The organism is Exiguobacterium sp. PvP048, assembly GCF_040549175.1.
GTDB lineage: Bacteria > Bacillota > Bacilli > Exiguobacteriales > Exiguobacteriaceae > Exiguobacterium_A > Exiguobacterium_A artemiae.
On sequence record NZ_JBEPSU010000005.1, the window covers coordinates 92069 to 112110 of the forward strand.

21 protein-coding genes and 2 riboswitches are annotated in these 20042 nt (G+C 47.1%); of the genes, 12 read left to right on the plus strand and 9 right to left on the minus strand.

All coding sequences use genetic code 11. The features are described 5' to 3' along the window. Positions 1-87: 87 nt before the first annotated feature. Positions 88-263: riboswitch (Lysine riboswitch) on the minus strand. Between the two features lie 68 nt (positions 264-331). Then, positions 332-1072: a uracil-DNA glycosylase family protein gene (locus tag ABIC15_RS10770; RefSeq protein WP_354020681.1), complete on the minus strand. Its 741-nt coding sequence runs from the start codon at positions 1070-1072 to the stop codon at positions 332-334. Positions 1073-1220: 148 nt separating this feature from the next. After that, positions 1221-1553: a heme oxygenase gene (locus ABIC15_RS10775; protein WP_012371839.1), complete on the minus strand. Its 333-nt coding sequence runs from the start codon at positions 1551-1553 to the stop codon at positions 1221-1223. 84 nt (positions 1554-1637) lie between these two features. Between ABIC15_RS10775 and ABIC15_RS10780 the strand changes: the two genes are divergently transcribed. The 5 genes from ABIC15_RS10780 to ABIC15_RS10800 all read left to right on the plus strand — a co-directional run bounded on the left by ABIC15_RS10780 (position 1638) and on the right by ABIC15_RS10800 (position 6806). Continuing rightward, complete coding sequence (locus ABIC15_RS10780; protein WP_012371838.1) at positions 1638-2270, plus strand: methyltransferase; 633 nt, start codon at positions 1638-1640, stop codon at positions 2268-2270. A 40-nt stretch (positions 2271-2310) separates the two neighbouring features. Then, positions 2311-3192, plus strand: a complete 882-nt coding sequence (locus ABIC15_RS10785; RefSeq protein ID WP_012371837.1) for an ABC transporter ATP-binding protein — start codon at positions 2311-2313, stop codon at positions 3190-3192. Beyond that, positions 3189-3995: an ABC transporter permease subunit gene (locus tag ABIC15_RS10790; protein ID WP_354020682.1), complete on the plus strand. Its 807-nt coding sequence runs from the start codon at positions 3189-3191 to the stop codon at positions 3993-3995. The genes ABIC15_RS10785 and ABIC15_RS10790 overlap by 4 nt, the downstream gene beginning before the upstream one ends. 144 nt (positions 3996-4139) lie before the next feature. Next, the gene (gene rlmN / locus ABIC15_RS10795; RefSeq protein ID WP_012371835.1) at positions 4140-5213 is read left to right on the plus strand and encodes a dual-specificity RNA methyltransferase RlmN; all 1074 of its coding nucleotides are present in this window, start codon (positions 4140-4142) and stop codon (positions 5211-5213) included. A 147-nt stretch (positions 5214-5360) separates the two neighbouring features. After that, positions 5361-6806, plus strand: a complete 1446-nt coding sequence (locus ABIC15_RS10800; protein WP_354020683.1) for a DEAD/DEAH box helicase — start codon at positions 5361-5363, stop codon at positions 6804-6806. Positions 6807-6831: 25 nt separating this feature from the next. On the opposite strand, the gene ABIC15_RS10805 is transcribed toward ABIC15_RS10800, so the two are convergent. The 5 genes from ABIC15_RS10805 to ABIC15_RS10825 form a co-directional block, all read right to left on the minus strand. After that, on the minus strand, positions 6832-8151 hold the full coding sequence (locus ABIC15_RS10805; RefSeq protein ID WP_354020684.1) for an NAD(P)/FAD-dependent oxidoreductase: 1320 nt from the start codon (positions 8149-8151) through the stop codon (positions 6832-6834). 75 nt (positions 8152-8226) lie between these two features. After that, positions 8227-8862 carry a nitroreductase family protein gene (locus ABIC15_RS10810; RefSeq protein ID WP_026827093.1) on the minus strand — a complete coding sequence of 212 codons (636 nt, stop codon included), beginning with the start codon at positions 8860-8862 and terminating at the stop codon, positions 8227-8229. A gap of 55 nt (positions 8863-8917) precedes the next feature. Further along, positions 8918-9553, minus strand: coding sequence for a nitroreductase family protein (locus tag ABIC15_RS10815; RefSeq protein ID WP_012371831.1), 636 nt, complete (start codon positions 9551-9553; stop codon positions 8918-8920). 15 nt (positions 9554-9568) lie between these two features. Continuing rightward, complete coding sequence (locus tag ABIC15_RS10820) at positions 9569-10024, minus strand: MarR family winged helix-turn-helix transcriptional regulator (RefSeq protein WP_012371830.1); 456 nt, start codon at positions 10022-10024, stop codon at positions 9569-9571. Between the two features lie 149 nt (positions 10025-10173). After that, a complete protein-coding gene (locus ABIC15_RS10825) occupies positions 10174-10842 on the minus strand; it encodes a YczE/YyaS/YitT family protein (RefSeq protein WP_214767266.1) in 669 nt (222 codons plus the stop codon). A gap of 150 nt (positions 10843-10992) precedes the next feature. Between ABIC15_RS10825 and ABIC15_RS10830 the strand changes: the two genes are divergently transcribed. The 6 genes from ABIC15_RS10830 to ABIC15_RS10855 all read left to right on the plus strand — a co-directional run bounded on the left by ABIC15_RS10830 (position 10993) and on the right by ABIC15_RS10855 (position 16690). Next, complete coding sequence (locus ABIC15_RS10830; protein ID WP_354020685.1) at positions 10993-11772, plus strand: DUF817 domain-containing protein; 780 nt, start codon at positions 10993-10995, stop codon at positions 11770-11772. 90 nt (positions 11773-11862) lie between these two features. Next, a complete protein-coding gene (locus tag ABIC15_RS10835) occupies positions 11863-13080 on the plus strand; it encodes a DUF2325 domain-containing protein (RefSeq protein ID WP_354020686.1) in 1218 nt (405 codons plus the stop codon). A gap of 121 nt (positions 13081-13201) precedes the next feature. Next, the gene (locus tag ABIC15_RS10840; RefSeq protein WP_012371826.1) at positions 13202-13840 is read left to right on the plus strand and encodes a DUF975 family protein; all 639 of its coding nucleotides are present in this window, start codon (positions 13202-13204) and stop codon (positions 13838-13840) included. A 108-nt stretch (positions 13841-13948) separates the two neighbouring features. After that, positions 13949-14054, plus strand: a riboswitch (SAM riboswitch). 72 nt (positions 14055-14126) lie between these two features. Continuing rightward, complete coding sequence (locus ABIC15_RS10845) at positions 14127-15185, plus strand: LLM class flavin-dependent oxidoreductase (protein WP_012371825.1); 1059 nt, start codon at positions 14127-14129, stop codon at positions 15183-15185. After that, complete coding sequence (locus ABIC15_RS10850) at positions 15182-16129, plus strand: ATP-grasp domain-containing protein (protein WP_214850072.1); 948 nt, start codon at positions 15182-15184, stop codon at positions 16127-16129. The genes ABIC15_RS10845 and ABIC15_RS10850 overlap by 4 nt, the downstream gene beginning before the upstream one ends. Before the next feature lie 102 nt (positions 16130-16231). Next, positions 16232-16690 (plus strand): SRPBCC family protein, encoded by a 459-nt coding sequence (locus tag ABIC15_RS10855; RefSeq protein WP_354020687.1) that lies wholly within the window; start codon positions 16232-16234, stop codon positions 16688-16690. A gap of 47 nt (positions 16691-16737) precedes the next feature. On the opposite strand, the gene ABIC15_RS10860 is transcribed toward ABIC15_RS10855, so the two are convergent. Both ABIC15_RS10860 and ABIC15_RS10865 read right to left on the minus strand, forming a co-directional pair. After that, positions 16738-17079 carry an NUDIX hydrolase gene (locus ABIC15_RS10860; protein WP_354020688.1) on the minus strand — a complete coding sequence of 114 codons (342 nt, stop codon included), beginning with the start codon at positions 17077-17079 and terminating at the stop codon, positions 16738-16740. Between the two features lie 143 nt (positions 17080-17222). Beyond that, positions 17223-18848 carry an ABC-F family ATP-binding cassette domain-containing protein gene (locus ABIC15_RS10865; RefSeq protein ID WP_012371821.1) on the minus strand — a complete coding sequence of 542 codons (1626 nt, stop codon included), beginning with the start codon at positions 18846-18848 and terminating at the stop codon, positions 17223-17225. Positions 18849-19149: 301 nt separating this feature from the next. Between ABIC15_RS10865 and ABIC15_RS10870 the strand changes: the two genes are divergently transcribed. After that, a complete protein-coding gene (locus tag ABIC15_RS10870; RefSeq protein ID WP_012371819.1) occupies positions 19150-20022 on the plus strand; it encodes a prohibitin family protein in 873 nt (290 codons plus the stop codon). The last annotated feature ends 20 nt before the right edge of the window (positions 20023-20042 follow it).

The following is a 20042-nucleotide window of genomic DNA, read 5'->3' on the forward strand; positions in this document are numbered from 1 at the left end:
TTTTTTAGAAGATGAGACCCGTTGCACAGAAAAAAGCAAGGGCACCGGCAACAAAGCCGACACCCTTGCTGGATGCGTCTTTCTTAGCCGAATTGGAGTGCTCCATACAATACGCGTATGGCAATCGAACGGGTCTTTCCCGGTTCGACCAGCATCGTCATGTCTGACACGTGACGATACTTCGGCAGTCTCACCTTTCTTTGATCGTCTTTGTTGTCATCCTCAGACCAAATACTCATTAACACCGCGCCTCTACCTCATCGATAGAATAGTCATATTCTTTTCATATCAAAATTTTATCGTATTCCCCCAAAAAAATTAAGGATGTTGGTTAAGTATTGAAGTAAGAATTCAATTGCTTCATCAGATAATCTTTATTTTCTTCAAACTGTCGCTTCCGATGTCCGTTGGCACCGGAAGGATGGGGGAAACCGAACAACACGGTATGTTTTTTGATCCGTCCCTGATGAAGCAATGTCCGGACCGTCGATTCGACGACGCGTCCAAACGGTACGAGAATGACGGGGTGGGGTAACTGATTTAATTCCGCCGCAAAGTGCTCATAGGCATAATGTTGTAAAAGCGGTGTCCGGTCAATCTTCGGTTGATGTCCCGTATAATTTTTATCACGGTAAAAAACGGGATGTCTCAAAATCGAAGTCGTGTGTAACAGTTCCTGATTTGTATGAAATAACGTGGCGGTTGAAGCAATATTCAGCAGACGATGTAGTTCAAGTTCATCTAACATCGCTGTCAAATTACGCCGCATGGGACCGGCGAAACTGGCACTGTATTTGACGAGTTTTGATGTTTCTTCGATTGTGGCACCATGGTGGAAGGCATCAGCCGCTTCTTCATAAGCAAGCCGCATCTGTTCAAATCCTGGTGTGATACCAATGAAGACTATTTTGGCAGAGCGATTGATATATTCTCCGATCGGTGAATAGTAAACGGATAATTCCTGCTCCTGTTGTAATAGGAAACCGTCTATGAACAAGTCCTGGCGCGTCAAGGATCGATCAATCGGTAAGACCCGGATGGCCTGTTCAAAAATCGATAATGAATTCAGCATGATAAGTCCTCTCTCTTTCTGTATTGGACCTATGATAACAAATAATGGTATTATATACAATTTCAACCCATATCAATATAGTAAGGGGTCTCTTAAGGTTTAAAAAAACCTTGCGACCAAATTGGAGGCAAGGCTGTTCTAAAATGAGTTATGAAGAAGTGCGTTCTTTGACAGAAGCTACTTCATACGTGATGATTTCACTGCCGAGCATCGGTGATTCCTCTTGTTTACCGTCTTTTTGTTCCGGACGTTTGTGAGAAGCTTTAAAGTCATCGCTGTTGCGCCAAGCTTCAAAATGCTTCATGTCTTCCCAGTACATGTTGACGTTCATTTCATCATGTTCGTCGAGTCCTTGCGTCAAGAGAACCTCGACACGGACAAACCCCTCCATCGTATCAAGACCACTTGGACGAGTGAAACGTGGTGCGAGTGCTGCTGCCATTCCTTTTTTGACTTTAATCCGATTCGTAACGACGATCATTGGATAGTCCCCCTTTAGAATGAAATGCGTACATCCATAGTATAGTACGATGAAACCAACAATGCTTGAAAGAAGGAATCAAATATGAATGAAAAAGAGTACGAAGAACGGTTACGCATCGAGACGATTGATATTCAGCACCTTTACAATGCGTTCAGCCATTACAACCGGTATGAACCGACACCTTATGCGGCGCTAGAGGAATTGTGTGCTGTCTATCCATTCGATTATACGGATACGGTAATTGATTTTGGATGCGGAAAAGGCCGGTTGAACTTTTATCTGCATGACCGGTTTGATTGTTCCGTCATCGGTGTTGAGATGAACGGACAATTTTATGAAGATGCCCTTATGAATCAAGTCACCTACATGAAAAAGATGAAGAGACGGCGGGGAAGTATCCGTTTTGAACATACGTATGCGGAAGCCTATCCGATTCCAGATGATGTCACGAAATGTTACTTTTTTAATCCGTTTTCCGTCCAGATCTTTATGAAGGTCGTTGATCAAATCTTAGCATCCGTTGAACGGCATCCGCGTCCGGTGGATTTGATTCTCTATTACCCGGCAGACGAATACCGATATTATTTAGAGAATCAAACGATTTTTGAACAGGTGGAAGAAGTCCGTCTGAAAGAACTTTTTGAAAAAAATCATGACGAACGATTCGTGATTTATCGGGTGAATCTGTCCCAAGAAGTACCAAAACGGGTATAAGGTACTAACGGCAAGCACCCCAAAAAGTGAGGCGATTCGGATGATTCATTTACAGCACGTGACGAAAGAATTTGCGCCGAAACGAGGTTTATTTGATGTCAGTTTCACGGTCGAACCGGGTATGGTGTTTGGTTTTATCGGACCGAACGGAGCCGGGAAATCAACGGCAATCCGTCAATTGATGGGCCTGATTCAAGCAGATTCCGGTCATGCGACCATCGGTGGATATGACTGTTGGAACCAATCACAGGATGTAAAACGAATTGTCGGCTATTTACCGGGGGAGATTAATTTGCCGGGTGATTTTACAGGCGAACAGGTCCTGCATTTGATGCAACAACTCCATCAAAGCAAACCGGAACGTCAGTCGGAGTTACTCGAGCAGTTTCCTTTTGAAACGAAAACGAAAATCCGGAAGATGTCGAAAGGGATGAAGCAAAAATTGGCATTGGTCGGCTGTTTCATGAAGGATGCTCCCGTTTATCTGCTCGATGAACCGACGAGCGGACTTGATCCGTTGATGCAGGAACGCTTTTTAAGTCTGGTCGACAAGGAACGGCAGCGCGGAAAAGCGATTTTAATGAGTTCACACCATTTTCCGGAGATGGAAAAATCGTGTGACCGGGCAGCGCTGATTAAAGAAGGACGGATCATCATCGAAGCAGACATTCATGAATTGGTCCGGTCGAGCCGAAAACAGTACACGATTGAATTTGGGCTCGAAGCACAAGCTGAACAGTTTGCGCTTCAGATCGGAAGTCAACGGTTTCAGAATCATGTTTCCTTTTTTACGAGCAACGAACGGACATTAAATCAAATCATTCGTCTGTTGACCGAATACGATGTCCGGGCGATTCAAACTTCAGCAGATGATTTGGAACACGTCTTCTTACATTATTATAGTGAGGAGGAACCATCATGATGACGATCGTTTGGTCTTTGCTCAAGCATAACGGCAAACCGATCACAGCTTATGCGGTCGGGACAAGTCTGTATCTCTTGATGCTTGCGGCACTTTATCCGTCGATGATGAAGACGGGGTTACTCGAAGCGAAACTGCAGGCACTGCCGCCGGAAGTCTTGAAAGCTTTCCAGTACGATAAGATCACCGGTTTTGATAATGTGCTTGATTTACTGGGCGGCAATTATTATGGGCTGATTTTTCAAATCATCGCGTCTTTATTTTTATTGTCACTTGCTACGCGTTTACTGGCACGGCCGATTGATAACGGTGAACTGATTTTATACTTGGCAGCTCCGATTACGCGTCATCAATATACAGCATCGGCGATGATTGTCATGTTTCTTGCCAGTACATGCCTGGTAGTATGTAATACCTTCGTTTTATTGATGGCCGACTGGTTTGTTTCCGGAGTTTCGATTGACGGGATGACGCTCGTCCGCTTTCAAGTAAACGCGCTGTTCTTGCTGTATGCGATCGGTGGATTTACCTTATGCATTGCGACGCTATTTGATGATGAACGACGCGCCTTTTCGATTGCCGGCGGTGTGCTTGTGCTGTCAATCGTCCTGACGATCGGCTCCGGTCTCAGCGAAAAAACGGAATGGATGCGTTACGGATCGATTTTCAGTTTGTTCAACACCCAACAACTATTGGAAGGAACCCACCACTTCTTTTTGCATCTCCTGCTGCTGGCGAGTATCAGTTTGTTATTCCATCTCGGTGCCTTTGTCAGTTTCCGTAAGCGCAGTTTGTCGATTTGACACGACTAGACCAAAAAACAAGCCAAAGTGGACATGAAAATTTACAGAAAGTGAACATTTAGGATTTGAACGTTGCGTAAGCGGCTGATTTTTACTAAGATAAAGGAATGTTATAGTTCTGGAAAAAGAAATGAGGTCTCACTAATGAATAAACCATCCATTTATGGATTAACACTTGAGCAGATGACTGAATGGTTATCGCATCAAGGTCACAAACCGTTCCGAGCAAAACAAGTCTGGGATTGGTTGTATCGTAAACGTGTCACTACTTTCGCAGAAATGACGAATGTCAACAAGGATTGCCTTGAGTTGTTAGATCAGAGTTTTGCGATTGATTCAATGACGCAAGCCGTTAAACAAGAATCAGCAGACGGAACGATCAAGTTCCTCTTCAAATTATATGACGGCAGCCTGATCGAAACGGTTCTGATGCGTCATAAGTACGGTCTGTCTGTCTGTGTCACGACGCAAGTCGGATGTAACATCGGCTGTAGCTTCTGCGCAAGTGGCTTGATTAAGAAGAGCCGTGATCTCTCTGCTGGAGAAATCGTCGAGCAAATCATGAACGTTCAGCATCACCTCGATGCTGTCGGTAAAGAAGAGCGTGTCAGCCACGTCGTCGTCATGGGTATCGGTGAGCCGTTTGATAACTTCGACAACATGGTCGATTTCCTGAACGTCATCAAGGATCATAACGGTCTTGCAATCGGTGCGCGTCACATCACGGTATCGACAAGTGGACTCGCAGACAAAATCTACAAATTCGCAGATTTAAAACTCCAAGTTAACTTGGCGATTTCATTACACGCGCCAAACAACGAACTCCGGACACAAATCATGAAAATCAACCGTGCGATTCCGCTCGAGAAATTGATGCCTGCCATCGATTACTACGTCAAGACGACGAACCGGAAAATCACGATCGAGTACATTCTCTTGCGTGGCGTCAACGACCAAAAAGCCCAAGCGATCGAGCTTGCGAAATTGTTCGAAGACAAACGTCATTTGACGTACGTCAACTTGATTCCGTACAACCCGGTCGACGAGCACGGTCAATACCAACGCAGTACGTCGGAAGACATTTCAACGTTCTACGACACATTGAAAAAGAACGGTCTGAACTGTGGTGTCCGTCTTGAGCACGGTACGGATATCGATGCTGCATGTGGTCAGCTCCGCAGTAAACAAATCAAAAAAGATACAGTCGCAGCAAAATAAGCAAGTGGAGCTTCCTGTCACTCTGACGGGAAGCTCTTTTGACGTCCTGCTGAAAGTAGCGCATAATGAGAGGTCACGTCTGATCCATTCATCGAACCAACACATAAACTATAAAAATAAAACTATAAAAATAAATGAGGTATTCTTATGTCCAAAAAACCATTCACTGATTTTCAACTCAGTACACCGATTCTAGAAGCAATCGAACAGCTCGGTTATCATACACCGACCGATGTCCAGCAAGCCGTCATTCCGGTCGCCTTGTCGGAAAAAGACATCATCGTTAAATCACGGACCGGCAGCGGAAAGACAGCATCATTCGGGATCCCCCTTTGCGAACTCGTCGAGTGGGAAGAAAACAAACCCCAGGCGTTAATTTTAACACCAACGCGTGAGCTGGCCCTGCAAGTCACGGAAGATGTCATGAACATCGGCCGTTATAAACGGATTAAAGCAACAGCTGTCTTCGGGAAACAACCGTTCCGCGGACAGATCGCAGAACTGAAACAGAAGACACACATCGTCGTCGGAACTCCGGGACGAGTGCTCGATCACTTGGAGCGGGGCACGTTATCGCTTGAAAAAGTGAAATATCTGGTCCTTGACGAGGCGGACGAAATGCTGAACATGGGCTTCCTCGATCAAGTGGATATGATTTTAAAACAATTGCCGAAACAACGGACGACGATGCTGTTCTCAGCGACGTTCCCGCAAGATATTCATCAGTTGAGCGACCGTTACATGCAGTCACCGAAACAAGTTGAAATCACGACGAAGGCAACGGAAATCGCAGAAATCGAACACAGCTATATCAAGGTCACGGATAAAACGAAGTTTGCTGTCCTCAAAGACGTTACTGTCGTTGAAAACCCGGACCGGTGCATGATTTTCTGCCGGACAAAAGAACATGTTGATTTCGTCGCCCAAGGACTGGCATCGATGGATTATCCGGTTGAAAAAATTCACGGTGGAATGGAACAGGACGAGCGTCTCGCCGTCATGAAAGCCTTCCGGGCCGGTGAGTTCCGTTATCTCGTCGCGACGGACGTCGCAGCCCGCGGGATTGATATTGAAAACATCACACACGTCATCCAATACGATATGCCGGTTGAAAAAGAAAGTTACGTCCACCGGACAGGTCGGACAGGACGTGCCGGAGCACTCGGAAAAGCTATCAGTTTGGTGACGGAGTCGGATATGCGTCGTCTCCGTGAAGTCGAACAGTACCGCGGTGAGGCGATCGAAAGACGCCAAGCACCGACTGAACGGGAACTGATCCGGACAGCCGATGCATTTGAAGAAAAAATCACGACAGCTGATGTCCGGGCTTCAAAAACGGAGCAGCTCAACGCCGATATCATGAAACTGTACTTTAACGGCGGGAAGAAAAAGAAACTGCGTGCCGTTGATTTCGTCGGAACGATTGCGAAAATCGAAGGTATGACCGCGCAAGATATCGGAATCATCACGATTCAGGATACGGTCACGTACGTGGAAATCCTGAACGGAAAAGGTCCGCTCGTCCTGCGGGCGATGAAGACGACGAAAGTCAAAGGGAAACAATTAAAAGTATACGAAGCATTTAAAAAATAAGCGCAAGCAGCCGTCTTAAGAGATCTTATTCTCTTAAGACGGCTGTTTTTTGTGTCAGGTGTTGTCCGAGATAAAGTCCGCTCGCAGCTGCTTGCGACAATGAGTGGGTCACGCCGGAGCAATCGCCGATGGCATAGAGCCCATTGATATCTGTTTCGAAGACTCGGGACGTCGACAGCACCGGAGCGTAAAATTTTCCATCCATCCCGTACAGCAGCGTATCGGGAGAAAGCGGTGTTTCGAGAAGGAGCTCGAGCCGATTGAGGAATTCCAACAGAACGGTAATATCGGTTTCCGGTACTTCCTCCATCAGGTGGCCGGCAGTCGCTTCCAAAGTCGGTCTGACTTCATTTTCAGCAAGATCAGCCGAGGAAGTCGGACGGGCAGCACGCAAATCCCCCAGTCGTTGCACGACAATCCGGTCTGTTCCCTGATTAATCCGTCCGATGACGGAAGCAGCATAATGATTCGCTTCTGCAAGTGTTGCAAAATAACGGGGTAAAAACAGCGTAAAGTTCAAGTTGGTCGTTCCGGACGCCTGTTCCCGGAAATTCTGACCGTCCGGCATCACAAGACCTTCCTGATGCTTGCGGATGATTCGTCCTTTCGGATTCATACAGTACGTGACTGCCGTTCCGGCGGTTGAGGCATAGGCGAGCTTCGTTTCAAACGTGTCCTGTAACAACGTTCGAAAGGCGGTTTCCTTCAGCTCAATCCGGATCCCGAGATCAAGGCAGGTTTTGTCTTGAGTGAGTCCAAGCATTCGCAGTTGTGTCTGCATCCAGTCCGTACCGGAACGTCCAGTTGCGAAGACGACGCGCTGACTTAAAAATGTTTCGCGGGCCGTTGTCAGCTGAAATCCGTGTGGCTGTTTTTCAATCCGTTCAATGAGCGTCTCGTAACGAAAGGTGACCTCTTTCTGAAGAGCGGCTTCGAAGCGCTGTAAGATACGTTCTGATAATCCGGTGCCCAGATGACGGACCGTCGTTTCGATCGTATCAAGACCGGCAGCGCGCGCCCGGGCTGCGAGCTCTGGATTGGAGGTTGAATAGGTATCAACCTCGTCCGCGCCGTAACGGCAAAGGACATCGTCCACTTGTTGCATCAGACGAAGCGTCGTCTCTGTTCCCAGCTTCTCAGCGAGTTCACCACCGAATCCGGCAGAATAGTTGTATTTTCCTTCCGATTTTCCGAGCCCGCCAAAGCCGAGATAGGCTTCCTTTGTTGTCCGTTGTTCAAGCGACTTTCCGGCGTCAATCAACAGGACCGTCTGACCTTGTGCCATCAGTTCGTGTGCCAGAAAGATTCCGGCGACACCGGCACCGATAATCGTCACATCATACATCGTTGGATCAGCTCCTTTTTGTCAGTATACAAAAAAACCGGATTCCTGAAGTAGGAATCCGGAGCTTTCAAACGATTATTTCCAGTCTGTGATGTCGTTGATCGGCAGACGAACAGATGGGTACCCGGCGTCAACTGCTTTTCCGATTGAAAGGAGCATGACAGGAAGGTAACGGTCTTTATCCATACCGAAAGCTTCAGCGATTTGATCTTTTTCGTAGCCGCCGATCGGGTTTGTATCGTAACCGTGTGCACGGGCGACGAGCATTAATTGCATCGAGACGAGACCTGAGTCAATCAGGATGCTGTCACGAAGCGTATCTGTATCTTCCGGGCTGTAGAAGCCTTTGATGGCAGGTACTTGGCGATCGCGGACTTCTTGCGGCATCAAGCCTTTTTCAACAGCCATATCGTAGATGGTATCGATGCTGTCGACTGCATTCATATCTCCGAAGACGGCGATGACAGCAGATGATGTCTCGACTTGAACCTGGTTGAATTTAGCAAGTGGAGCAAGCGTCGCTTTTCCTTCTGCACTGTCGATGACGAGGAAACGCCATGGTTGCATGTTGACCGAAGATGGAGCAAGTGTTGCTTCTTCAAGAATTTGTGTCATTTCTTCTTTTGAGATTTTAACGTTTGTGTCATAGTTGCGGATCGAGCGGCGTCCTTTAACGATTTCCATAAAGTCTGTAGTTGTTTGAGTTGTCATAGTAATAATCTCCCTTTTCTTTGTTCTCTATTTTTTGGATGGATACGGGTACTGCTTATTTCCAGTCTGCGATATCGTTGATCGGCAGACGAACTGACGGATAACCAGCGTCGACGGCTTTCCCGATTGAAAGAAGCATAACCGGTACGTAACGATCTTTTTCCATGCCGAACGCTTCAGCGATTTGGTCTTTTTCATAACCGCCAATCGGATTTGTATCGTAACCGTGTGCACGAGCAACGAGCATCAATTGCATCGAGACGAGACCTGAGTCGATCAAAATGCTGTCTTTCAGTGCACTTGCCGGTACATTTTCATACATTCCTTGAATAGCAGGTACTTGACGATCGCGGACTTCTTGCGGCATCAGTCCTTTTTCAACGGCTGTATCATAGATGTTTTCAAGTTGATCGATTGCTTTCATGTCACCAAAGACAGCGATGACAGCAGATGATGTCTCGACTTGCACCTGGTTGAATTTAGCGAGCGGGGCGAGTGTTGCTTTTCCTTCTTCGCTGTCGATGACGAGGAAACGCCACGGTTGCATGTTGACAGAAGACGGAGCAAGCGTCGCTTCTTCAAGAATTTGTGTCATTTCTTCTTTTGAGATTTTGACGTTTGTGTCGTAGTTGCGGATCGAGCGGCGTCCTTTAACGATCTCCATAAAATCAGTTGCAGTTTGTGTAGTCATTTGAAAGTCTCCTTTTTAAGTAACAGTTGTTTTAGGTAAGGTAAGGGCATTTGTTTCTATCCGTTGAATCATTTGTGTCAGCTGGTGCTGTTCGTCTGCCGTGAATCCTTCAAGCAGTTGTTCAAGGAATTCATCTTTTTGCTGACGTAACCGGGTGATTCGTGTGGCGCCCTCTGCCGTCAACGAAACGAGAATGACACGGTTATCGGTTGCGGAACGGACACGTTCAATCATGCCCTTCGTTTCCAGGTGTTTTAAATGTCGTGTCACGGCTGCATTATCAACATTGACGCGTTGTTGCAACTCTTTTTGACTGATGGTCGTGTCGACCTCAAGTTGCGCTAATAAGTCCATCCGGGTTTGGCTGAAGCCGTCCGTACAGAGATCGAATTTTTGAGCAATCGTCTTATTGACGGAGACGAGCGCATAAATCAGTCGTCCTTTTTCAGTACAGGAAATACTCAAGTTCATCACATCCTTCCCTTCGTTCGAAAAATCCTTGACGTATCAAAGATTGATATGTAAACGAATATAACGTGTCTGCTTTCATGCCGCAACTAATATGCTTCATCCACAAAAAAAGATACCATTTCAGGTGAAATGGTATCGAGTCAGACGACTTAACTAATTTTTTGTTGCTTGCGGGGAATCGTACCGGCATCAATCGCTGCAATCATCCGGCGGAAATGCCCTAACCAAAACTGCAGGAACGGACCAATCAGGAAAATCGATAAAATCGTGCCGAAGAACACGGGTCCCCCGAGCAACCAACCGATTCCGCAAGCGGTGATCTCCATAAACGTCCGCATCATCCGGATGGATGTACCGAACCGCTCGGCGAGCGTCAGGGTCAATCCGTCCCGCGGTCCGGCTCCGTAGCCGACAGCGACGTACAGTCCCGCGCCCATCCCGATGATGAAGATGCCAGCAATCAACCATAGTGTATTCTGCCAAAGCGAGGAGAAAGAGGGCAGGAGGCCTGAACCGAGAACGAGATTCATGAACACGCCGACAAAAATCGCGTTGACGAGTGTGCCGACCTGCGGTGTAATCTGGTCGAGCAAGTATTTGACGAACACCAACAACAGACCGACGAGAAGGATAATCGTCCCGACGGAAAACGGCGTTTTATTTTGCAGACCAAGGTGAAGAACGTCCCAAGTCGAGACGCCGAGTTGTGCCGTGATCATCATTGATGAACCGACAGCGAGTAAAAAAAGACCGAATAAGAATAATGCCCATTTCAGAACGGAACGGAACAGCCAAGACGTTTGAATGGTCTGCTTCATGGATGAGAGACACCTCGTTTCAAAATAAAATTGATTCATTAACTGTACCATGTTTGAGGAAAGAAACTAAAGCAAATCCGATATTTTCCATCTTGAGATGGAGGGAATCTGTTCTTCTGATCCGTATACTAATGAAAAGGAGGTCCGTCCATGCAAAAAATCCGTCATTTTTTCCGTTTTACATACCTTGAGGCCATCTGTTGTGTGTTTCCGGTCGCGATTTTCCTGGCACTTGCTGCATCCCGTTATCTGCCGGCAGAACCGATTGCCCGTTACGATTTGCTCCTGATCTGGTGCCTCGTCGTTCAAATCGTCTTACTCGTCACGCGTTATGAAACGAAAGAAGAGTTTAAATTGATTTTAATTTTTCATGCGATTGGACTCGGACTGGAGTTATTTAAAGTCCAATTCGGATCCTGGAGTTATCCGGAAGATGCCTTCAGCAAGGTGTTGGGTGTACCGCTTTATGCCGGCTTCATGTACGCGAGCGTCGCCAGTTATATCTGTCAGGCCTTCCGCCGGTTTGACCTCCGTATCACACAGTTTCCCCGGCCTCTGTTTGCTCTAGCGACCGGTCTGCTTGTATACGTCAATTTCTTTACCCATCATTGGTTGTTTGATTTCCGTTGGATTTTGATGGGACTTGTTGCTCTCGTCTTTTATAAGTCCTGGGTCTATTTCCGTCTGGATGAAACGGTCTACCGAATGCCGCTCACCTTCTCGTTTGGGTTGATTGCCTGGTTCATCTGGCTGGCGGAAAACATCGTGACCTTTTTTAAAGGATGGGTGTATCCGAATCAGCAGGATGGATGGGAACTGGTCGACTTCGGGAAGTTATCGTCCTGGTTTTTACTTGTCATCATCACGATTCTGATTGTCTCCGTCGAAAAATACCGGCTCGGTGATCCTTCAATCGAAATAAAATCCTAACCATATACAAAAAATAACCTGGTCTTTTTTTGAGCAACCTAACCGACAGCCCCTTGCTATATTGGAAAAAAAGCAAAGGGGTTGTCGAAGATGATGCAACAAATCGTAGAGCAGGCGAAAACATTGATTGCCGGTAAAATGAATATTGTCGAAACGGTGGAGGAATGGGATTTACTGCTCGAAGAAATTCGGGGAATTGACGAATGGGTTCAACTATCGCGTTATTATACGCCGGCTGTAAAGCCCGATATCGTCCGGAGCGAACCGGACGAAGACGTGACCGTCGACCAACCGATTGTTCCTCCGGTACAGATCAGCTCTGTCCTCAAACCGCGTTACGCGTATACGTTTGTCCGTGAGCTGAAGGGTGGTTCCGTACGGGAATGGACGAACAGCCATATTTCTGAAAGTGAAATCCGGCAATGGAACCTTGAACATGGAATGGAAATCCGTGTTCAAATCATGCATCAGGATACCCGCCGGACGACACTCGAAGTACTGGCTGTTGTTGCGACTGACCGGATGAAGCCTTTGGCGGAACGAATCGTTTTTGAAAAATGTATCGTCAAGAACCATGGCATCATCGAATCGACAATCGAGGGTCCGTTAACGGATGAGACAGGGAAACCCTTTTACTATGCAACACCGGTTGACGATATGCGCTTTTTCCATTTGAAAGAAGGCCAGCTCGTTGATCTCGTCATGTGGAAAGGGCATCCGGAAACACTGACGATTGCCTGGAAATATCCGTTTCAATACGAAGAGCCGGCGGTACAGCTGTTGGATGTTTCAAACGATGCGTCAAAACCGGTGACGTCGGCAGTTCAAACGACTGAAGGGGCAACCGTCAAGAAAAGGCCGGAACGCTATCTGAAACAAATGAAACGCAAGGCAAAAATCAAACAGGAACGGAAAATACGCCGGATTCGTGAAAAGAAATCCGAATCGTTGACACCGCTTGTAACTACGTCGGTACCGGGACAACCGATCGACTTCGTTGATAAGGAACCGCTCGATTTTGCATCGTTCGAAGGCATGCGGCTCGTCATTGTCGGAAATGAAAAGCAAGCTCCGGTCTACCGGACGTTTTTCGAAAAAACTGGAATCGAACTGATTCATCTGTCGGGTGACGCTCAATCTGCGAAGAAAATCGCCAGTCTTGCCAAAGAGACCGATGCGATCGTCGTCGTGACAATCCGGGTATCCCATGCGGCTTCTGCACACGTCATCGCCCAGGCGAAAAAACATGACATCCCGTTTGCGATGGAACGACTGGATGGGCGGCGTTCTTTGTATACGGCATGCTAGCGCCAACTTGAAAAAGCCCGCTTAAATCAGTTGAAAACAGGAAAATCCTGAAAAAAGATGAAACTCCTCTCCTAATTAGCCGTAAATAGAGATAGAACTTATTTTGAGGAGGATCTTATTTATGTCATCACAATTAAAAAAATCAGCAAAGGAAGCATTAAGCGGTCGTTGGGGCTTTACGGTCTTGATGTTTTTATTATTCGCAATTCTGCAAGTCATTCCGGAACTGCTGTCGTCTGATTATGACGAACCTTTCCAAACGATTGACTTCCTCGGATTGATTGCAACGGTCTTATTAATCCCACTTAGTGCAGGATGGGTCTGGTTCTCACTTTCTATCGCACGGGGAGAACAAACAAAAATCAGTGATTTATTTGAGCCCTATAAATATTTCATAAAAGTCGTCCTGCTTTCAATCGTCCAATTTATATTCTTGTTCCTATGGGCATTGTTATTGGTTGTACCGGCCATTATCAAATCATTTTCGTATATGTTGACTTACTACATTTTGCGGGATGAACCTTCGATTGGTGTATTGGAAGCAATCACCCGGTCACGTCAAATGATGGATGGACATAAGATGGAAGCCTTCATGCTTGTTCTTTCATTCATCGGCTGGTTCCTGCTTGGTTTAATTACAATCGGAATCGCCTTCTTATGGGTCGGACCTTATTTCAGCGTCACGCTTGCGAAATTCTACGACCGGATCCGCGGAGAAGAAGCACCTGGTGAACAATCAACGTTTGTAGCACCATATTAATGTGAGAAGAGGATGGGAGCCATGCTCTCGTCCTTTTTTAATTCCGATTGGAAAACAAGGTTTAATGGTTGCTTTACTCTGCTAAAAAGTGTACGATAATTCCAATAATTCTTATCAAGAGAAGTCGAGGGAATGGCCCGAAGACACTTCAGCAACCCCGCGTGCAGCGGAAGGTGCTACTTCCTAAAAGGAATTTTTCCTTTGAAGATAAGAGCAGACATGATTAATCCGTCGCTCTTTTCGATTTTCGAGAAGAGCGACTTTTTTTATAAGGGGGACATAACGGATGGAGTATGGATTTTGGTTACCGATTTTTGGCGGATGGTTACGGAATGTCGAGGACGAACAGATGCCGGCGACGTTCGACTATGCCAAACAGGTCGCACAAACGGCTGAACGAATCGGGTTTTCAACGACCTTGATTGCCGAATTGAACTTAAATGACATCAAAGGGCTCGAAGCACCGAGTCTTGAAGCCTGGACGACGGCAGCGGCGATTGCCGCGACGACGGAACGACTGGAAATCATGACAGCGGTCCGTCCGGGGTTCCATAATCCGGCGACGACCGCGAAGATGGCAGCAAACATCGATCAGCTCAGCAACGGACGCTTTACGTTAAACGTCGTCTCGGCCTGGTGGGAAGAAGAAGCCCGGCAGTACAACGGGATCTTCACGGCTCACGACGAACGTTACGCCCGAACGGAAGAGTTTGTCACGATCATGAAAGGGTTATGGGCAGATGCTTCCCCGTACAGCTTTGACGGCAACTACTATACGCTTGAGAAGACACAACTGCATCCAAAACCGGTGCAACGCCCGGGTATCAAATTGTATGCAGGTGGAGAAAGTGAAGCCGGCAAACAAACCATCGTCAATCATTGTGACGCTTATGTCATGCACGGCGGAACAGTGGAAGAAGTGTCCGTTAAGATTGAGGATATGAAGGCGCGCCGACAAGCGACAGGGCAACCGCCGCTTGAAAGTTTTGGACTGGCTGCTTATATCATCTGCCGCGATACGGAAGAAGAGGCGGTGCAAGAGTGGCAACGGATTACGGACGTCAAGGAAGATGGTGCCGGGTACGCCGGATACGACGATTTCGTCAGCAAATCACAACTCGAACAACAGGTAAAGCGGAATGACTATTCGGTCTCAAACCGCGGACTTCGTCCTGATTTAATTGGGACACCGGAACAGATTGCCGAACGGATTCTTGCCTTTGAAGACGTCGGCGTTACTCTGTTGCTCCTTCAATTCTCACCGCAACTGGAAGAAATGGAACGCTTCGCGCGCGACGTCATGCCGCTTGTCGAAGAAAAACGAAAGGTAGGTCAAACCAAATGACAAAAATTCATATCTTACACGAAAACCAGGAATGGACGGACCATTTAATTAAACGACTCGAGGAACTGGAGTTGCCGTATGAACAGTGGCATCTCGATGAAGGACAGGTACCGCTTGATGAAATCCCGCCAGAAGGCGTCTTCTACAGCCGGATGAGTGCGTCTTCGCATACGCGCGGGCACCGCTATGCGCCGGAACTGACGGAAGGGGTGCTCGCGTGGCTCGAGGAACACGACCGGACGGTCTTCAACGGAACACGTGCGTTGCGACTGGAAGTCAGTAAAATCAATCAGTATACGGCTCTTCGAAAAGCCGGTATCCGGGTTCCGAAAACGACGGCTGCCGTCGGACGTGATCAGATTGTTGAAGCGGCGAAAAATATCGGCGTATCTTCGTTCATCACAAAACACAACCGTGCCGGAAAAGGGCTCGGCGTCCAGTTGTTCCACTCGATTGAAGCACTCGAGACGTATCTTGACGGTCCGACGTTTGACGAACCGGTCGACGGAATCACGCTGATTCAAGAATATATCCAGGCACCGGAGCCATACATCACACGCTGTGAATTCGTCGGTGGAAAATTCGTTTACGCTGTCCAAGTTGATACATCAGAAGGCTTTGAACTGTGCCCGGCGGATGCGTGTGTGATCGATGACTTATTCTGCCCGGTCGGGGAAGAAGCACCGCAAACACCGATGAAATTTAAAGTCGTTGACGGATTTGATGATCCAATCATTCAAAAGTACGAAGCATTCCTGCAAGCGAATCAGATTGCCGTCGCCGGCATCGAGTTCATCAAGGATGCGGATGGAACGATTTATACGTATGACGTCAACACGAATACGAACTACAACTCGGATGCGGAAGCGGCCGCCGGTAAGTTCGGAATGCTCGAACTGGCGAAGTTCCTTGGTGCGGCCCTCGAACGTCAGACCGTAAAATAATCATCACGGACCGATTAAAATAGGCCAAATACCCTGCATGTGTGCAGTCTGAAGTTAGAACTGCACGCATCAGGGTATTTTTCAGTAAAGGGAGGTGTTCGGATGGTAACGTGGCATGAAGAAAAGCGACTGGATGTTCCAATCGAGGAAGCCTGGCATATCTTTGATCACGATCGGTTACAACGCCTGATTCCAGGTGTCGTCCAGCACGAGGTGATCGAACGGAAACCGGGTGTCGTCGGTTCGACATACCGGCAAACGTATATGCAAGGGAATCGCCTCGAGACATATATCGTGACGGATCTTGCGTATACAAATCAACCGGATTTCAAACAAAATACGATTGGTTTTACGCTTGCCAAAATCTTTAAACTCGAGATGACCTTTACGTTGAAGCGGCTCGACGAAAAAAGTTGTCAGCTGATTTATACGGGGAAAAACGAAGGGGCGAATTTCGTCGGACGAAGCCTGCTGTCACTCGGAGGCGAACGGGAAACGGAAAAAATCGTGCAAGAATTACTCCGACGTGTGGAAGAAGAGGCAAGTCAACTGCGTACATGATCAATAATGGCATCTACTCGACTGGAGCAGATGCCTTTCGTTTGGTTTTACAAAAAGAGTATGTCATATCCCGAAGCCGTTAAAATTTTTGCGACTTGTCGATCGGCGGTCATCTCCGAAAGTGGCGTCCATCTCACTCCGGTCAGAACTTGATTTCCCTCTAAACGTTCTGGATCATATCCTAAAATCGGTTCGCGTGAATCAATCTGTCTGACTAAAAAGCAGATCTCTTGTCCGTTTGCGTGAGTTTCTGAGTAAAGAGGTTTGATGATGCGGATGGCGAGATTCACTTCCTCTTGCACCTCCCGAATGACCGCTTGTTCGAAGGTTTCATTTTCCTCGAGCCCCCCCTCCGGGTAATGTCCAGAAACTTCGATCGTTTGTCTCAAGACGGACCATCAAAATCTGATTGTTCTTAATCAAAGCTGCGCAGGCACGGTGACGCACATGATTTCCTCCTCTGTTCCAATTCATACCTTCAGTGTACAAAAAAGAGACCCAATCCGTTAGGACAGGTCTCTTGTAGACTGCATTAGTTTGTTGCGTACAACGTAGACAATTGTTGTTGAACAGACTCGTTGTTGAGGTATTCATCGTATGTCGTTTCTTTATCGACGATACCGTTTGGTGTCAATTCGATGATCCGGTTTGCAATCGTTTCAACGAACTGATGGTCATGCGAACTGAAGAGCATCGCGCCTTTGTAAGCGATCAAACCATCGTTGAGTGCCGTGATCGATTCGAGATCCAAGTGGTTCGTCGGATCGTCGAGGACAAGAACGTTTGAGCCGCTGAGCATCGCTTTTGATAACATGCAACGGACTTTTTCTCCCCCGGATAAGACAGACGCTTTTTTCATGACTTCTTCACCGGAGAAGAGCATCCGGCCGAGGAAACCACGGAGGAACGTATCGCTCTCGTCAGCCGGCGAATACTGGCGCAACCAATCGAGAATCGTTTTGTCCGAACCTTCGAAGAAAGCGGAGTTATCTTTTGGCAGATAAGATTGTGACGTCGTGACGCCCCATTTGAATGTTCCGCTGTCCGCTTCCATCTCACCCATCAGAATTTTGAAGAGTGTCGTGATCGCGATGTCATTTTGGCTGATAAAGACGGCTTTATCCGTTTTGTTTAACGAGAAACGGACATTATCAAGGACTTTGACACCATCGATTGTTTTCGAAATGCCGTCGACGATCAACAGATCGTTTCCGATTTCACGTTCCGGTGTGAAGCCGACGAACGGATAACGGCGTGACGACGGACGGATGTCGTCGAGTGTAATTTTATCAAGCAACTTTTTCCGTGATGTCGCCTGTTTCGCTTTGGAAGCGTTCGAGCTGAAACGGGCGATGAAGGCTTGAAGTTCTTTGATTTTTTCTTCTTTTTTCTTGTTTTGATCGCCTGCCATACGTGAAGCGAGCTGACTTGACTCATACCAGAAATCATAGTTTCCGATATACAGTTGGATTTTCCCGTAATCGAGATCGGCCATATGCGTACACACGTTGTTGAGGAAGTGACGGTCGTGGGAAATGACGATGACCGTATTTTCAAACCCGATCAAGAACTCTTCAAGCCATTTAACGGCTTTCAGATCAAGACCATTGGTAGGCTCATCGAGCAACAGAATGTCTGGTTTACCGAACAAGGCTTGGGCAAGCAATACTTTAACTTTCTCTCCGCCTGTCAATTCAGCCATTGTTTTCGTATGCAGGTTTTCTTTAATACCAAGACCTTGTAAAAGCATTGCCGCTTCCGACTCTGCTTCCCATCCGTTCATTTCTGCGAACTCACCTTCGAGCTCGGCAGCACGCATGCCGTCTTCGTCCGAGAAGTTTTCTTTCATATAGATAGCATCTTTTTCTTTCATGACTTCATAAAGGCGCTTATGACCCATCATGACAGTTTCGATGACTTGGAACTCTTCATATTCATAGTGGTTTTGGCGAAGGACACCAAGGCGTTCGCCCGGCGTGATGATGACGTCTCCTTGTTGGGCTTCGATATCACCGGCAAGAATTTTAAGGAATGTTGATTTACCGGCACCGTTTGCACCGATGAGACCGTAGCAGTTGCCCGGTGTGAACTTGATGTTGACGTCTTCGAATAATTTACGGTCCGCAAAGCGGAGACCGACGTTTTGTACTGTAATCATATAGAGATGAACCCTCGTTTCTAGTGTGTGATGTGCTGTTACGAGTGTACCACAAAATGATACGCTTCGTTTCAAGGACAAAGTTCTTTACATCTTAGACCGGATTGCACAATTTAGCAACCGTGGTTTTAAACAAAATGAAACATTTTCCAATCTGAAGCGTAAGAGTAGGTACAACATTCATGAAGGAGGAGGACGGCGTGGCAACACTTTTTACGTTGTTATTTTTTTCACTGATCGTCTTGCTGGCCATTGAACTGTATAAGTATATCCAAGATAAAATTGATAAAGGAGACTCAAAATGAGAGAAATCAAACCGAAAAAACGTATCAGGCCGTCGATGATCATCGCAGGTGTGATCGTCGTCGCCCTGCTTGCGATGACACCATTCATCGTCGAACAAATTGAACCCGGACAGGTCGGGGTCGTCTATAAACCGTCAAGCGGTGTCCAGGACGAGACCCTGTCGCAAGGCTGGCATATCGTTTCGCCGATCACACGTGTCACTGAATATCCGATCCGGACACAGACGAAATCGCTCGACAACATGACACTCGCAACAAAGGACGGGAAAAACATCGTCGTCGACTTTACGTACAGTTTTTCGGTTTCACCGGATCAGGTGACAGAAGTCTTTAATAAGTTTGGTCCGATTGAAATTGATGAGATTGCAGCCGGTTACTTAAAACAACGCCTTTATGATGCGTCCCGTGAACAGATTTCGAAAGTCACCGTCCTTGAGTTATTCGGGGAACAGTCTGGAAATGTCTCGACGAGTATTCAGACACAGTTTGCCGAAGATGTGAAAAAGATTGGTTTCATCATCGAAGACGTGGCACTTGGAGCACCGAAACCGGATGCGAAAACCCAGGAAGCGATTGATGCGCGTGTCAAAGCGTCACAAGAGCTGGATAAAAAGAAGACAGATCTTGCGATTGCGAAAGCAGAAGCAGAACGATTGCGCGTAGAAGCAAAGGGAGCAGCGGATGCCCGACTCATTGAAGCGCAGGGTCTCGCGAAAGCGCAAAAAGAACTACAAAAAACGTTGACGGAAGAGATGATTCAGTACGAAGCCGTCAAGAAGTGGGATGGAAAATCACCACTCGTCAGCGGATCCGGCAGCATGGTTCAACTACCGATTCCGGATCAGCAAACAACAACAGAAGAAAAGTAAATCCATTTGGTTTCAGAACG

Coding starts and splice junctions, on each gene's coding strand:
- ABIC15_RS10770 (WP_354020681.1), bottom strand. CDS start 1,072: ATGCTGAATTCATTATCGATTTTTGAACAGGCCATCCGGGTCTTACCG.
- ABIC15_RS10775 (WP_012371839.1), bottom strand. CDS start 1,553: ATGATCGTCGTTACGAATCGGATTAAAGTCAAAAAAGGAATGGCAGCA.
- ABIC15_RS10780 (WP_012371838.1), top strand. CDS start 1,638: ATGAATGAAAAAGAGTACGAAGAACGGTTACGCATCGAGACGATTGAT.
- ABIC15_RS10785 (WP_012371837.1), top strand. CDS start 2,311: ATGATTCATTTACAGCACGTGACGAAAGAATTTGCGCCGAAACGAGGT.
- ABIC15_RS10790 (WP_354020682.1), top strand. CDS start 3,189: ATGATGACGATCGTTTGGTCTTTGCTCAAGCATAACGGCAAACCGATC.
- rlmN (WP_012371835.1), top strand. CDS start 4,140: ATGAATAAACCATCCATTTATGGATTAACACTTGAGCAGATGACTGAA.
- ABIC15_RS10800 (WP_354020683.1), top strand. CDS start 5,361: ATGTCCAAAAAACCATTCACTGATTTTCAACTCAGTACACCGATTCTA.
- ABIC15_RS10805 (WP_354020684.1), bottom strand. CDS start 8,151: ATGTATGATGTGACGATTATCGGTGCCGGTGTCGCCGGAATCTTTCTG.
- ABIC15_RS10810 (WP_026827093.1), bottom strand. CDS start 8,862: ATGACAACTCAAACAACTACAGACTTTATGGAAATCGTTAAAGGACGC.
- ABIC15_RS10815 (WP_012371831.1), bottom strand. CDS start 9,553: ATGACTACACAAACTGCAACTGATTTTATGGAGATCGTTAAAGGACGC.
- ABIC15_RS10820 (WP_012371830.1), bottom strand. CDS start 10,024: ATGAACTTGAGTATTTCCTGTACTGAAAAAGGACGACTGATTTATGCG.
- ABIC15_RS10825 (WP_214767266.1), bottom strand. CDS start 10,842: ATGAAGCAGACCATTCAAACGTCTTGGCTGTTCCGTTCCGTTCTGAAA.
- ABIC15_RS10830 (WP_354020685.1), top strand. CDS start 10,993: ATGCAAAAAATCCGTCATTTTTTCCGTTTTACATACCTTGAGGCCATC.
- ABIC15_RS10835 (WP_354020686.1), top strand. CDS start 11,863: ATGATGCAACAAATCGTAGAGCAGGCGAAAACATTGATTGCCGGTAAA.
- ABIC15_RS10840 (WP_012371826.1), top strand. CDS start 13,202: ATGTCATCACAATTAAAAAAATCAGCAAAGGAAGCATTAAGCGGTCGT.
- ABIC15_RS10845 (WP_012371825.1), top strand. CDS start 14,127: ATGGAGTATGGATTTTGGTTACCGATTTTTGGCGGATGGTTACGGAAT.
- ABIC15_RS10850 (WP_214850072.1), top strand. CDS start 15,182: ATGACAAAAATTCATATCTTACACGAAAACCAGGAATGGACGGACCAT.
- ABIC15_RS10855 (WP_354020687.1), top strand. CDS start 16,232: ATGGTAACGTGGCATGAAGAAAAGCGACTGGATGTTCCAATCGAGGAA.
- ABIC15_RS10865 (WP_012371821.1), bottom strand. CDS start 18,848: ATGATTACAGTACAAAACGTCGGTCTCCGCTTTGCGGACCGTAAATTA.
- ABIC15_RS10870 (WP_012371819.1), top strand. CDS start 19,150: ATGAGAGAAATCAAACCGAAAAAACGTATCAGGCCGTCGATGATCATC.